The sequence below is a fragment of the Pseudoxanthomonas helianthi genome, assembly GCF_017939625.1.
GTDB classification, from domain to species: domain Bacteria; phylum Pseudomonadota; class Gammaproteobacteria; order Xanthomonadales; family Xanthomonadaceae; genus Pseudoxanthomonas_A; species Pseudoxanthomonas_A helianthi.
In genome coordinates this window covers 300,305-313,319 of record NZ_JAGKTC010000002.1, presented here as the reverse complement: position 1 = coordinate 313,319, position 13,015 = coordinate 300,305, and the positions used below count along the sequence as shown (strand labels likewise).

The following is a 13,015-nucleotide window of genomic DNA, read 5'->3' as shown; positions in this document are numbered from 1 at the left end:
GGAATGCGGACTCAGCGCAGCGCCGACTGCAGCGCCTTGCGGATGATCGTGGCGGCGTCGTCGCCGGCTGCGGTGGCGTCGCGCGCCATGCGCGCGGCTTCGGCCGGCTTGTAGCCGAGCTGCTGCAGGGCGATGGTCGCCTCGGATTGCGGATCCGCAGGCAACTGGGTCGAACCGATCGGCGCACCGCCCAGGTCGGCGGCGCGGTCGCGCAGTTCCACGACCATGCGCTCGGCGGTTTTCTTGCCGATGCCGGGGATGCGGGTCAGCGCGGTGACGTCGCCGGCCTGCACCAGGCGGGCGAACTCCTCGACGCTGACCCCGGACAGCACGGCCAGCGCGATCTTCGAGCCGATGCCGCTGACCCGCTGCACGTCGCGGAACAGGCGGCGCTCGCCTTCGCGCAGGAAGCCGTACAGCGACACGCTGTCTTCCTTTTGCGCGTAATGGGTGAACAGGGTGACCTCGCGGCCCAGGTCGGGCAGGTCGTAGAAGGTGCTCATCGGCGCCTCCAGTTCGTAACCGACGCCGCCGACGTCGATCACCAGCCACGGCGGCGACTTGAAGGCGAGGATGCCGCGCAGACGACCGATCATGATCTTGCTTCTCCCTTCTCCCGCCGGGAGAAGGTGCCCGAAGGGCGGATGAGGGCGTGAGCTTGCATGCGCGAGGCGGTTCGCTTGGCGAGCGAGTCTTCCGCCCTCATCCGTCGCTTCGCGCCACCTTCTCCCGGTGGGAGAAGGAAAAACGAAAGCGCGCCGCTCATTTGCGGCTCCATGCGGCGCGCACATCGACGCCGATGCGGTTGGCGGTCGCGCGCACGTGCGCGTGGGTGATGGCCACCGCCAGCGCGTCGGCGGCGTCGGCCTGCAGCTTGCCCTTCAGGTTCAGCATGATCCCGACCATGTGCTGGATCTGCGCCTTCTCCGCGCCGCCGCGCCCGACCACCGCCAGCTTGATTTCCTTGGCCGCGTATTCGTGCACCGGCAGGTCGCGCAGCACCACCGCGCTCATCGCCGCGCCGCGGGCCTGGCCCAGCTTCAGCGCCGAATCGGGATTGCGCGCCATGAACACTTTTTCGATCGCCACTTCCTGCGGCCTCCAGGTCTCGATGATTTCGGACAGGCCCTGCAACAGCAGCTTCAGGCGCCGGGGAAAATCCTCCGCCCCCAATAGCACCAGCGGCGCATGATAGACGTGATGGGTCCGCCCGGCCGCATCGACGTCGATGATGCCAATACCGGTCCTTTGCGAACCGGGGTCGATGCCGAGGATTCGGGTGCGCATGCTAGCGCGCGCCTTCAAGGCGCACGCTGCGCACCCGAATGCCCGGCCATGGATGGCCGGGCAGGACTGTCCGAAGCCGCACAATTGGCGCCAAGGACGGCAACGATTTCATTCGACTGAATCCTGCACGTTACGCGTACGCGTCCGCGCCCAGTTCGGCGTTGGAATAGACGTTCTGCACGTCGTCCATGTCTTCCAGCCAGCGCAGCAGCTTCACCACCTGCTGGGCGGCTTCGCCCTCGACCGCGATGTCGTTGTCGGCACGGAAGGTCACTTCGGCCAGGTCGGCCTTCAGCCCGGCGGCTTCCATCGCGCCCTTCACGCCTTCGAACGCTTCCGGCGCGGTCAACACGTCGACCGAGCCATCGTCCGGATACACCACCACGTCGTCGGCGCCGGCGTCGATCGCCGCTTCGGTGATCTTCTCTTCGTCGGCGCCGGGCGCGAACGAAAGCACGCCCAGTTTCTTGAACATGAAGGCCACCGAACCTTCGGTGCCGAGGTTGCCGCCGAACTTGGCGAACGCGTGGCGCACGTCGGCCACGGTGCGCACGCGATTGTCGGTCAGGCAGTCGACGATCACCGCGACGCCGCCCGGCGCATAGCCCTCGTAGCGGATTTCCTCGTATTCGACGCCCTCGAGTTCGCCGGTCGCCTTCTTCAGCGCGCGCTCGATGGTGTCCTTGGGCATGTTGATCGCCAGGCCCTTGTCGATGGCCGAGCGCAGCGCGGGATTGTTCGCCGGGTCGGGTAGGCCCCTGCGCGCGGCGACGGAAATCTCGCGGATGATCTTGGTGAAAATCTTGCCGCGCTGCGCGTCGCTGGCGTTCTTGCGTGCTTCGATCGAAGGGCCACGGCCCATGGGAAATCCGGATTTGCTGCGAAGCGGCGAATTTTACCCCCATCTCCCGCCGCCAGGAGCAGGCCCGGGGGGAGCGGCCACGGCCGCGGATGGGTGTCCGGCAATATCCGGCGAGAAGCGACCGCGGGTGTAGCCACTCCCACGAGAGCCGCCTAGGGACGCCGGAACCGCCCTTCGCGGAGGAAATGCGCGGCCTGCGCGGCCGCGGCGGCCGAAAACGCCAGCCCGGTATGGCTGCACGCCACCTCGCAATGGTCGGTCAGTCCCGGCAGGCGGGTCTCGGCCAGGGCCACGGTGCCGTCGGAAGGTTCACTGAAATGCCGCACCAGCCGGCCCAGCCCCTTCGGCACGTTGCCGGCGACCATGCCGACCTCGGCGGCGCCGTCCCAGCGCTCCAGTCCGTGCGTCAGCAGGTCGGCGCTGCGGCCCAACAGGCGCGGGCCCCAGACATGCGCGGCCAGTTCGCGCGCGGTGCCGCTGCCCAGCAGCGGCGAGCCGAGGCAGACGACCCGGCGGACCGGCAGTTCCGGCGCCTGGCGCAAGGCTTCCAGCGCAACTAGGCCGCCGAGGCTGTGCCCGACCATCGCCTCGACCGGCTGCGCGCGCAGGCGCTCGATCAGCCGCGGCACCGCCTGTTCGGGTCCGCCGGACACGCTGGCGTAGCCGAACACCTGCGGCGCGAAGCCTTCGGCGCGCAAGCGCGCGGCCAGCGGCGTCAGCCATGTCTTCGCGTTCCAGATGCCGTGGACCAGCAACACGCGCGTCATCGGCATGCGCTCAGTCCAGCAGACCCTTGCGCAGGGCGTAGCGCACCACTTCGGCGGTGTTGCGCATGTCGAGCTTGGCCAGCACGTGGCCGCGATGGTTCTCCGCGGTCTTCGCGCTGATGTTCAGCTTGCGCGCGATTTCCTTGGTGGTCTGGCCTTCGGCGATCAGGTGGAATACCTCGCGTTCGCGCGAGGTGAGGCTACCGTAAGGATCGGCCGCGGATCGCCCGGGGTGCTGCAACTGTTCGGCCAGCGCCTTGGCCGCCTGCGGACCGAAATAGCCGCGTCCCGCCTGCAGGCTGCGCACCGCCGCGAGCAGTTCGCTGGCCGCGCTGTCCTTGACCAGGTAACCGGAAGCGCCGGCGCGCACCGCCTGCAACACGTATTCGTCTTCCTGGTGCATGGTCAGCACCAGCACCTTGATGCCCGGGAGCATTTCGCGCAGGCGCCGCACCACCTCCATCCCGCCCAGGCGCGGCATGGTGAGGTCGGCGACGACCACGTCGGGACGGGTCAGCCGGGCCTTCTCCAGCGCTTCGATGCCGTCGGCGGCCTGCGCCACCACTTCGACGTCGCCGCCGGCCTCCAGCAGTGCGACCAGGCTTTCGCGCACCATGGTGTGGTCGTCGGCGATCAGGACGCGCATCTTCTCTCCCGCGAAGTGCCGCCAACTTGCGCGTTCGCCGCGTATGCGTCAAGCGGGCGGCGGCACCAGCGGCACCGTGGCGCGCAAGCGCGCGCCTTCGCCTGCGGCGGAGTGCAGTTCCAGCCGTCCTTCGTACAGGCCGAGGCGCTCGCGCATGCCGCCCAGGCCGCTGCCGCCGCTGCGGAACGCCGCTTCCGGGTCGCAACCGCGACCGTCGTCGGCGACCTGCAATTGCAGCGAACCCCCGCGTGCGACCACGCGCACCAGCACGTGGCGCGCCTGCGCATGCTTGGCGATGTTGTTCAACGCTTCCTGGGCAACGCGGAACAGCAATGTCTGCAAGTCGCCGTCCAGCGCCGGCAACTCGTCGATCTCCAGTTCGACCTCGATGCCCGCGGCTTCGCCCATGCTGCGCGCCAGCCAGCGCAACGCCGGGCCGAGGCCCAGGTCGTCCAGCACCGGCGGGCGCAACAGCCGCGACATCTCGCGGGTGTCCTCCAGGGTGTCGCCGCACAATTCGATCGCCGCGCGCAGGCGATCCCGTTGCGCGGCGGGCAGCTCGTCCTCGAGCTGGACCAGGCGATGCTTGAGCGCGGTCAGGTTCTGGCCGATGCCGTCGTGCAGTTCGCGCGCGAGCCGGCGCCGTTCGTCCTCCTGCACGTTCCAGACCGCGCGACCGAGCCGGCGGAATTCGCGCTCGTTCGCTTCCAGCCGCTGCAGCAGGCGCAGGTATTGCTCGCGCAGCGCGGCGAGCGCGCCGTCGGGCGAAGCCGAAGCGCCGGCGCTCACGGCGTCGTCTCCGTTTTCGCGACCTGCGGCGTCGCGGCCGCGCGCAGCGTCGCAGGCAAGTGCTCGCGCCAAACCTGCAAGGCCTGCTGCGCGCGCGCTTCGGCCGCTTGCGCGCCGGCCGCATCGCCGGTGGCCGCACGCGCCCGCGCGCCGAGGGCATGCAGCTCGCCGGCCGCCAGCGCATCGCCGTTGCGCAGCGCCACCGCAGCTTCGTTGTAGTCGGCGACGGCGCGTGGCGCATCGCCGGCCGCGAGCGCGCGGCGCATGTGCTGGCGCAGCCATTCCATGCGCAGGGCCGCATCGCCCAGGCGGGCGGTCGGCGCATCGAGCGCATCGAGCACGGACGGTCGGGATTCGGCTTCGGACAGATCGATGCGCAATTGCAACCGGCGCACGCCGGAAGCCACCGCCAGCCGGCGTGCCTCGCGCAACCGACGAGCGGCGCCCATGGCATCGCCGCCGCGCCGGGCCAGCTCGGCGAGCAGCCATTGGGCGATGGCCTGCTGCTCGCGTGAAATCGAGTCCAGGTCCTTGCGCAGTCCCTCGACGACCTTGCGCGCGTCGGCATCGGCGTTCGCGGCGAGCAGCGCCTCGGCGTGCAGCAGGCCGGCATCGACGGCCCCACGCTGGTCGTCGCGCTGGCGGAAGCCGGCCTCGGCCTTGCCCGCGTGTTCGATCGCCGCCTGCAGGTGGCCCTGGCGCAATTCCAGTTCGGCCAGGTTGCGGCGGCTGACTTCGGCCTCTTCCTGCATCTGCTGGCGCTCGGCCAGCGCCAGAGACTCCTGCAACTGGCGCCGCGCCTCGTTCCAGCGCCCGCGCGCGGTCGCCAGCAGGCCGAGGTTCTGCAAGGTACGGACCTTGCCGCTTTCCTCGCCGATCGCCGCATAGGCTTCCGCCGATTGCTGCCAGTAGACCTGCGCGTCGGCGTAGTTGCCCAACTGGTAGTGGGCGAAGCCGATGCTGTTCAGCGCTTCGGCGGAGGAGAACTTGTCGTCGAGTTGCTGCCAGGTCTGCAGGGCGCGCTGGTAGGACTGCAGCGCTTCGGGGAAGTCGCCCCGCTCTTCGGCGAGCAGGCCCAGTTCATTGTCGACCGCGGCGTGGCCGGCGGCATCGCCCAGCGCCTGGTTGATCGCCCGCGCCTGCCGCAACGCTTCGCCGGCGCCGGCGAAGTCGCCGCCCAGCGAAAGCTTGTTGGCCAGGTTGCGCAGGCTGGTGGCTTCGCCGCGCCGATTGCCCAGCCGGCGCCGCAGCTCGATGGCCTTGCGGAACTGCTCGACCGCATCGCCGGTCTGGCCGAGGCGGCCGTAGCCGACGCCGAGCGCATTGACGGTTTCCGCTTCGCCGTACAGATCGCGGCCGCGCTTGAACGCGACCAGTGCACGGGTCAGGTAGTCGTCGACCGCGACCCGCGCCTGGCCCTGCAGGATCGACCACTTGCCCAGTTCGAACCATGCGCGCGGATCGCGCGGATCGCGCGCAACCAGCTTGTGCAGCAATTGCAGCGCGCCGGCCGCGTCGCCGCCCGCGCCGAGTTCGCGCGCCAGGTTCAGTTCCGCCGTGGCATCGCCCGGCGTCGCGGCGAGCAACGCGCGCCATTCGGTCGCCGCGGCCGCGTGGTCGCCTTCGATCGACGCGCGTTGCGCGGCCAGGCGGCGGCGCAGGTTTTCCGATGGCGTCTTCGCCGCGCGTTGCGCATGCAACACCGCGTCGGCGGCCTGGTCCTGCTCGCCGATTTCCTGGGCCACGCGCGATTGCAGCCACCAGGCTTCGAGGTAATCCGGCCAAGCCGTCGTGGTCGCGCGCAAGCGGGACAGCGCCGCGGCCAGTTCGCCGCGTTCGCGCGCCGCGACGGCGAGGCCGTATTCGCCCAGCGCATCCTGTCGCTGCGGCATCGAAGCGAGATCGACCTTCGCGCCGAATGCCTGCACGACCGCAGGCGCAACGGCCCATGCGCGCAGCGCCGCCAGCGGATCGGCCGCCGGTGGACCGGCCAGCGCGATTTCGCCAGAACCCTCGAACAAACGCGCATCGACCTGCCAATCGCCGCCGCGGCGCACGAACCGCGCCTGCAGCACGCGCCTGGCCAACGCCTCGTTGCGCAAGGCCGCGGGATCGGGGGCGGCGTTGCCGCCGGGATCGAGCTGGCGCAATGCCTGCGAAGTGCGTTCGCCATCGACCACGGCCAGGCCCGGCACGTTGGACAGGGCATTGCGCAGATGCACGGACAAGGCGATGTCGCGCGCGGTATCGCCGCTACCGGTCAGCGGCAGGACCAGCAGTCGGTCCAACGGCGCAACCACCGGCGCGGCGGCGCGCGGCGCGACCGCTTCGCGCGATTGCCACCACAACCAGCCGCCCGCACCCGCCAGGATCGCAATCGCTAATGCAGCGAAAACCGCCTTGCGCCCGAATGCGCCGCGCCAGTCGCGCGCCAGTTCGCGCCGGTCGATGGCTTCGATCACCGCCTGCGCATCCTGCAAGCGGTGCCCAGGCTGCGGGCGCAGCAAACGGTCGACCAGGCGCACCAGCCAGGCCGACAGGTCGCTGCGCGCCCTGGCGATGGAATCGGGCGCGCGCAGCATGCGTTGGGCCAGCACTTCGGCCATGGTGCCGCCGGCGAACGGCAACTGGCCGGCCAGCATTTCGTGCAGGATCAGGCCCAGCGCGTACAGGTCGCTGCGCGCATCGGGCGGTTCGCCGCGCGCCTGTTCCGGCGACAGGTAATCGGGCGTGCCGACCACCGCGCCGCCCTGGGTCAGGCCGCGGCGCGAGGCGCCGCTGCCGGCCATCGACCGGGCCACGCCGAAGTCGCTGATGTAGGCGTTGCCGGCCGCGTCCAGCAGTACGTTGGCCGGTTTCAGGTCACGGTGGACCACGCCCTTCGCATGCGCGGCGCCTAGGCCTTCGGCGATCTGCCGGGCGATGCGCAGCGCGTCGTCGACCGGCAGTGGCGCGCTGCGGTCGATGCACTTGTCGAGCGGTTCGCCGTCGACGAAATCCATGCTGATCAGCCAGTGGCCGTCGTGCTGGGCGAGGTCGTGGATGCGCACCACGTGCGGATTCGACACCTGCCGCGCCAGCAGCAATTCCTGGCGGAAGCGTTCGAACACGTCCTGGCGGTGCGCCAGCTCGGGGCGCAGCAGCTTCAGCGCCACCGGCACGCCGAGGGCCAGATCGTCGGCGCGATAGACCACGCCCATGCCGCCGATGCCGAGCCGCGACACGATGCGATAGCGGCCGCCGAGCACGGTGCCTGGCGCGAAATCCGATTGCAGGTGCAGGCCGGTCGCGGTCGGGGCGTCGTCGCTCACGGTCGCGCATCCTGGTGGACGGCGAGGATCGCACCCCAGTCCGGCGCCGCATCGTCGCGCGCGCCGAGCAGTTCGCTGGCGCGGCGAGCGACGATCCACAGCGCGGCGCGTTCGGCGAAGGCTTCGAGCAGTTCCTGGTCGAGCCGGGTGATCGGCGCCGCGGCCCGCGTGCGGTCGGCGTAGATCGCGCCCAGCGCGCGTTCGCCGTCGAACAACGGCAGGCAGACCAGCGCGGACAATCCGCCTGCAACCACCGACGCACGCGCCGACAGCCAGGCGTCGCCGCCGATGTCGTTGGCGATCACGCTGCGGCGTTCGTCCAGGGCACGGCGCACAGCGCCGACGCTGCCGGAAAAATCGCGTGCGCGCAGTTGCGCGGGGTCCAGCGAAATGCTGTTGCGCACCGCGAAGCCGTCGCCGTCGCGCAACAGCACGAAGCCGCGCTCGCACTGGGCCAGGTCGAGCACGCCGTGCAGGCTGGCGTCCAGCAGCTCGTCCAGACCGCGCACGCCGTCGATACGCGCGGTGTGCGCCGTGGCCGCGGCGCGGCGCGCCTGGGTGCGGGCGCGGTTCGCCTGTGCCTGGGCGGGATCGAGTTCGGTGAACTCGCAATGCACGTCGCCGAAGCGCAGCCAGGCCGAACGCGGCACCACCCGACCCTCGCCGGGGGCGACACCATCGACGAAGCTGCCGTTGCGACTGCCCAGGTCGTGCAGCCGCCAGCCATCCGCGCCCGGCTCCAGCGTGGCATGGGTGCGCGAGACGGAGGGGTGCGGCAGGCAGAAGCCGTTGCCCGCGGCGCGGCCGATCGACAACGCTTCGCCATCGCCGAACACCTGCTCGACAGCCGCCGCGTCCGGCAGGTGGGCGACCAGCCGCGCCATCCGCGCGCCGGCGGCGCTCCCCGCATTCCGTTGCGATGGCCCGTCGAGGCCGGGCGCTGGCATTACTGGCCGAAGTCGCGCAGGTAGGCGATGCTGAATTTCAGCGTGGCCGCGCCCGCGATGAGGCCGCCGGCCTGGTTGTCCGCGCCGCCCGCGATCCAGGCATCGGTCAGCCAGGTGCCCGCGCGTTTCAGCGCGCGGTCGGAAATCCAGTCGGTGGCGGCGATGGCCGCGGGGTAATCCGCGTTGGCCAGCGCGGTTTGCACATCGGCCAGTCGCGCGCGGAACGGCGGCTGTTCGCTCAGCGGCAAGGTGTCGATGCGCTGGCGCAGGGCATCGATCTTCGCCGCGATCACGTCGCTGCTCTGGCGCAGGTCGGCCAATACCAGGAATTGCGAAAAGCCGTTGGTGGTGCCGCGCGCACGCACGCTGCCCGGTGCGATTTCGTCGGTGATGTCGAAGAAGTTCCCGCCCAGCGGCGCCTTGAACAAACGCAGCGAACTGCCGACCGAATAGACCAGCGCATGGGTGTGCACTTCGACGCGCGCGGTGCGGAAGCGCAAGCCGCCGGCGACCGGCGGCTCGATGGTCAGCAGCAGCGGCAGGCCGCTTTGCAGGACGTTCAACTGCGGATCGGGCAGCCGCGCCTGCAGCACCGCATCGAGCGGGTCGAACAGGCGCGCGCTCAAACCCAGGCTGGCGGCGCTCAGGTTCTGCGGCTGGTCGAAGGTCACGAAGACCTCGGCCAGCGGCGCCTCGGCGCTGCCGACGATGGCGGTGGCCACGTTGCCCTCGACGGCGACCTGTACCGGCAGGGACGAGCCCGGGGCCGGCAATGCCTGCGCGGGCGCCGTCGCGGCGAAGGACAGCAGTGCGGCGGATGCCAGCAAGGCCTTGAGGAAACCGGTCATGGCTGCGTTCTCAGTGTTGGACCCCATGAAACGCTTCCCTGCGCATCTCGTCCGCCGGCGCCTGGCGCCCGGGACGGCGCCTAGGTTATCGCGTTCGCGGCACCGTGGCGCTGCGCCTGGGGGGTTTCCCCCAAGCGTCGTGGAGGCTTTCCCGGATGGCGTGGCGGTCCTTCCCCTTGCGATGGTGACGCACTGCCGTTCCACCTGAAACCATCCACCCGGAGTCTTCGATGCCCGCGCCTTCCCAGCATTCCCGCGTTTCCCGCAGCTTCCGCATCAGCGCCATCGCCGCCGGCCTGCTCGCCAGCGGCGTGGCCCTGGCCGACGCCCACCTCGATCCGCAGCTGCTGGCGAAGATCGCCGCCGCCGCACCCACGGACGACCTGCAGGTGGTGATCAGCTACAAGCAATCGACCCCGGTCAGCGCCGCCCAGCTGGCGACCCTGCGGTCCCTGGGCATCACCCGGGGCGTGACCATGCGCACCCTGCCCATCGCCGGCGCGCTGGCCACGCCGGCCGAGATCCAGGCCCTGGCCAAGCGCGACGACGTGGCATCCATCTACTTCAACGCGCCGCTGCGCTACTTCAACAAGGAGGCGCGGGAAATTTCCGGCGCCGCGCGCACGGTCGAGAACCCGGGCGACTACGGCCGCGCGATCCCGTTCAGCGGCGACGGCGTGACCGTGGTGGTCAACGACTCCGGCATCGACGCCACCCACGATGACATCAAGTTCGGCGAACACGTGGTGCAGAACACCCTGGGCACGACCAACCTGGCGTCGGTCGACAGCATGCTGCCGATCACCTACACCGAAGGCGTGCCGAACACCGACCTGGGTTCCGGCCACGGCACCCACTGCGCCGGCATCGTCGGCGGCAACGGCGCGCGGTCCAACGGCCTGTACCGCGGCGTCGCCCCCGGCGCCGACCTGGTCGGCTACGGTTCCGGCGCGGTGTTGCTGGTGCTGGACGCGGTCGGCGGCCTCGACTACGCGGCGACCCATCAGTTCAGCTACCAGCATCCGGTGCGCGTGGTCAGCAATTCCTGGGGCAGCAGCGGCAAGTTCGATCCGGCCAATCCGGTCAACATCTCCACCTACGAGCTGTACAAGCGCGGCATCGTCAGCGTGTTCGCCGCCGGCAACGACGGTCCCGGCGAGGACACCCACAACCCGTACGCGCAGGCGCCATGGGTGATCTCGGTCGGCGCCGGCGAAAAGGACGGCGTGCTGACCGGCTTCTCCTCGCGCGGCAAGCGCGGCGAGACCGGCACCTTCACCATGCCCGACGGCAAGAGCTGGACCTACATCAACGAACCGACCATCGTCGCTCCCGGCGTGGACATCGTCTCCACCCGCGACACCACCGGCACCCTGCCGGCGCTGGAAGCGCAGCACGACGCGGAAACCCTCGCCCCGGCCCACCTGCCGTTCTACACCCACATGAGCGGCACCTCGATGGCCACGCCGCACGTGGCCGGGATCATCGCGCTGATGCTGGAAGCCAACCCCAACCTGACCCCGGCACAGGTCAAGGACATCCTCGAGCGCACCGCCACCAACATGACCAGCCGCCTGTCGTGGGAAGCCGGCGCCGGCCACGTCAACGCCTACGCCGCGGTCGCCGAAGCGGCTGGTGTGCGCGACGGCTGGGGCGGCACGGTCAACAGCCTGCGCACCTTCAACAGCAACGCGGTCCTGATGCCCGAAACCGCGCCGACCACCTACACGGTCGATTTCAGCCCGGTCGGCACCGTGACCCCGCAGACCTTCGAAGTCGGCGCCGACGTGGCCTGGGTCAAGGCCAGCGCGGACACCCTGCAGACCGTGGCGATCGTGCTGATCGACCCGGACGGCAACCGCTACGGCTCCTCCATCGGCATCCCCGCCCCGGTGGCCGGCAACGACGGCCACATCACCACCGGCGCGCCGGGCAAGCCGGGTACCTGGAAGGTCACCGTCGGCGGCATCGGCTCGGTGTCGGGCAATTCGCTGGATCCGTTGCATGCCACCAACGGCTATGCGGCGCCGGGACCGGTCGACATCAACGTCAGCTTCCTGAGGAGCGGCGGCTATTCGGGCATCAGCGACACCGCGACGCATCCGGCGCGCCAGGCGATCGAATACGCCGTCGCCAACCGCCTGGTCGATGGCTTCGCGGACGGCTCGTTCCGTCCCGACGCCAACCTCAAGCGCGGCGACATGGCGCAGTACCTGCTGATGGGCGCCAGCGTGCGCCAGCACCTGCCGTTCAACGGCCGCAGCAGCTTCGGCGACATCGGCGTCACCCACCCCGCCTATGCCTATGCCGAATCCGCGGTCGCCGGCGGCGCGCCGTTGCGCGACCTCAGCCAGCGCAATGCCGGCGTGATGGGCACGTTGAACGGGCAGTTCCGCCCGAACGATTCGGTCACCCGGGTCAGCCTGGCCTACTCGCTGGTGCAGGCGCTCGGCCTGCAGGACCAGGCCACTTCGTTCAGCGGCACGCTGACCGCGTTCTACGACGGCCAGCGCATCCCGGTGGAAGACGCCGGCTCCATCGCCCCGGCTCTGCGCGGCTACGTGCAGGCGGCGCTGGACCAGGGCCTGATCAACGCCCGCTTCACCGTCACCCAGGGTCCTTACGACCTGCAGCCCACGCTGCATGCGTACTTCGACCCGACCAAGACCGTGACCCGCGCGGCGTTCGCCGTGGCCGCCGGTCGCTACGACGCCGCCTACCGCAGCGCCGAAGACTGATCTCCTCTCCCCGCAGCATGGAAGTTGCAACGGCCCGGGCAATCCGGGCCGTTTTCGTTCGGGCGTGCGAATGCAACGTGGGACGATGCCTTGTAGAGCCGAGCACGCTCGGCTGCTTTTGCTTTTTGTAGAGCCTGCCCCTGCGTAGGGGGGGGTGCCGGGCTTGTCCCGGCACGCTTTTGATCTTTCGTGGCGTACCGCAAGAAGCAAGCCGGGACAAGCCCGGCTTCTACAAGAACAACGGCAAGAACAACAACGGCAAAAAAGCCGAGCATGCTCGGCGCTACAAGGCTTAGGCCTGCGGAGGGCGCCGGTAAATGAACTCGCGGTCGCGCTGTTCGCCCACCGGGAATTCGTATTCGGCGACGAAGGCGAAACCGTAGCGCGCGTAGAAGCGCTGCGCGCCGAAGTTCTCCGACCAGACGCTCAACCACAGCGTGCGCGGACCGTCGCGCAGCAGCCAGGCCATCGCGGCGTCCATCAGCGCCCGGCCGACGCCGCCGTTCTGCGCGTCGCCGCGCAGGTACAGGCGCTTCAGTTCGCCGTCGCCCGGGCGCACGTCGGCATGCGGCAATCCGCAGTTCCCCGCCTGTGCATAGCCGATCGCCCGGCCTTCGCGCTCGGCGACCCACAGCGCGTAGGCCGGATCGGCCAGCACTCGCGCATAGGCCGCTTCGGAATGGCTTTCCTCAAGGAAGGATTGCAGGTCTTCCGGCCGGTACAGATGACCGAAGGTCTCGACGAAAGTGGTCGCGCCCAGTTCGGCGAGCGCCGGAATGTCGTCCGGAGTCGCGCGGCGGATGGCAAAACTCATGCTGTC

General features: G+C 70.0%; 11 protein-coding genes. 1 reads left to right on the top strand and 10 read right to left on the bottom strand.

The window, feature by feature from the left end; translation table 11 throughout:
- Window positions 1-11: 11 nt before the first annotated feature.
- The 9 genes from ruvA to J5837_RS09045 form a co-directional block, all read right to left on the bottom strand.
- On the bottom strand, window positions 12-596 hold the full coding sequence (gene ruvA, locus J5837_RS09085) for a Holliday junction branch migration protein RuvA (protein WP_210536440.1): 585 nt from the start codon (window positions 594-596) through the stop codon (window positions 12-14).
- A 166-nt stretch (window positions 597-762) separates the two neighbouring features.
- Entirely contained in the window at window positions 763-1,287 is a 525-nt protein-coding gene (ruvC, locus tag J5837_RS09080) for a crossover junction endodeoxyribonuclease RuvC (protein WP_210536439.1), read from the bottom strand.
- A 130-nt stretch (window positions 1,288-1,417) separates the two neighbouring features.
- Window positions 1,418-2,149 carry a YebC/PmpR family DNA-binding transcriptional regulator gene (locus tag J5837_RS09075; protein ID WP_210536438.1) on the bottom strand — a complete coding sequence of 244 codons (732 nt, stop codon included), beginning with the start codon at window positions 2,147-2,149 and terminating at the stop codon, window positions 1,418-1,420.
- A gap of 152 nt (window positions 2,150-2,301) precedes the next feature.
- Entirely contained in the window at window positions 2,302-2,922 is a 621-nt protein-coding gene (locus J5837_RS09070; RefSeq protein WP_425504834.1) for a lipase family alpha/beta hydrolase, read from the bottom strand.
- A 4-nt stretch (window positions 2,923-2,926) separates the two neighbouring features.
- The gene (locus J5837_RS09065; RefSeq protein ID WP_210536437.1) at window positions 2,927-3,562 is read right to left on the bottom strand and encodes a response regulator; all 636 of its coding nucleotides are present in this window, start codon (window positions 3,560-3,562) and stop codon (window positions 2,927-2,929) included.
- 48 nt (window positions 3,563-3,610) lie between these two features.
- Window positions 3,611-4,351 (bottom strand): sensor histidine kinase, encoded by a 741-nt coding sequence (locus J5837_RS09060; RefSeq protein WP_342345525.1) that lies wholly within the window; start codon window positions 4,349-4,351, stop codon window positions 3,611-3,613.
- On the bottom strand, window positions 4,348-7,662 hold the full coding sequence (locus J5837_RS09055; protein WP_210536436.1) for a protein kinase domain-containing protein: 3,315 nt from the start codon (window positions 7,660-7,662) through the stop codon (window positions 4,348-4,350). Before J5837_RS09055 ends, J5837_RS09060 begins: the two co-directional genes overlap by 4 nt.
- Window positions 7,659-8,609 carry a GAF domain-containing protein gene (locus J5837_RS09050; protein ID WP_210536435.1) on the bottom strand — a complete coding sequence of 317 codons (951 nt, stop codon included), beginning with the start codon at window positions 8,607-8,609 and terminating at the stop codon, window positions 7,659-7,661. Before J5837_RS09050 ends, J5837_RS09055 begins: the two co-directional genes overlap by 4 nt.
- Complete coding sequence (locus tag J5837_RS09045; protein WP_210536434.1) at window positions 8,609-9,484, bottom strand: DUF6689 family protein; 876 nt, start codon at window positions 9,482-9,484, stop codon at window positions 8,609-8,611. The genes J5837_RS09050 and J5837_RS09045 overlap by 1 nt, the downstream gene beginning before the upstream one ends.
- A 203-nt stretch (window positions 9,485-9,687) precedes the next feature.
- On the opposite strand from J5837_RS09045, the gene J5837_RS09040 reads away from it, so the two are divergent.
- Window positions 9,688-12,195: a S8 family serine peptidase gene (locus tag J5837_RS09040; protein ID WP_210536433.1), complete on the top strand. Its 2,508-nt coding sequence runs from the start codon at window positions 9,688-9,690 to the stop codon at window positions 12,193-12,195.
- 292 nt (window positions 12,196-12,487) lie between these two features.
- Here J5837_RS09040 and J5837_RS09035 read toward each other — a convergent pair whose 3' ends face one another.
- Window positions 12,488-13,009 carry a GNAT family N-acetyltransferase gene (locus J5837_RS09035; RefSeq protein ID WP_210536432.1) on the bottom strand — a complete coding sequence of 174 codons (522 nt, stop codon included), beginning with the start codon at window positions 13,007-13,009 and terminating at the stop codon, window positions 12,488-12,490.
- Between the last annotated feature and the right edge of the window lie 6 nt (window positions 13,010-13,015).

What these genes read in the sequence shown, in the direction of transcription:
- J5837_RS09040 (WP_210536433.1), top strand. Translation starts at nt 9,688, where the DNA reads ATGCCCGCGCCTTCCCAGCATTCCCGCGTTTCCCGCAGCTTCCGCATC.
- J5837_RS09075 (WP_210536438.1), bottom strand. Translation starts at nt 2,149, where the DNA reads ATGGGCCGTGGCCCTTCGATCGAAGCACGCAAGAACGCCAGCGACGCG.
- J5837_RS09050 (WP_210536435.1), bottom strand. Translation starts at nt 8,609, where the DNA reads ATGCCAGCGCCCGGCCTCGACGGGCCATCGCAACGGAATGCGGGGAGC.
- J5837_RS09070 (WP_425504834.1), bottom strand. Translation starts at nt 2,922, where the DNA reads ATGCCGATGACGCGCGTGTTGCTGGTCCACGGCATCTGGAACGCGAAG.
- J5837_RS09035 (WP_210536432.1), bottom strand. Translation starts at nt 13,009, where the DNA reads ATGAGTTTTGCCATCCGCCGCGCGACTCCGGACGACATTCCGGCGCTC.
- J5837_RS09065 (WP_210536437.1), bottom strand. Translation starts at nt 3,562, where the DNA reads ATGCGCGTCCTGATCGCCGACGACCACACCATGGTGCGCGAAAGCCTG.
- ruvA (WP_210536440.1), bottom strand. Translation starts at nt 596, where the DNA reads ATGATCGGTCGTCTGCGCGGCATCCTCGCCTTCAAGTCGCCGCCGTGG.
- J5837_RS09045 (WP_210536434.1), bottom strand. Translation starts at nt 9,484, where the DNA reads ATGGGGTCCAACACTGAGAACGCAGCCATGACCGGTTTCCTCAAGGCC.
- ruvC (WP_210536439.1), bottom strand. Translation starts at nt 1,287, where the DNA reads ATGCGCACCCGAATCCTCGGCATCGACCCCGGTTCGCAAAGGACCGGT.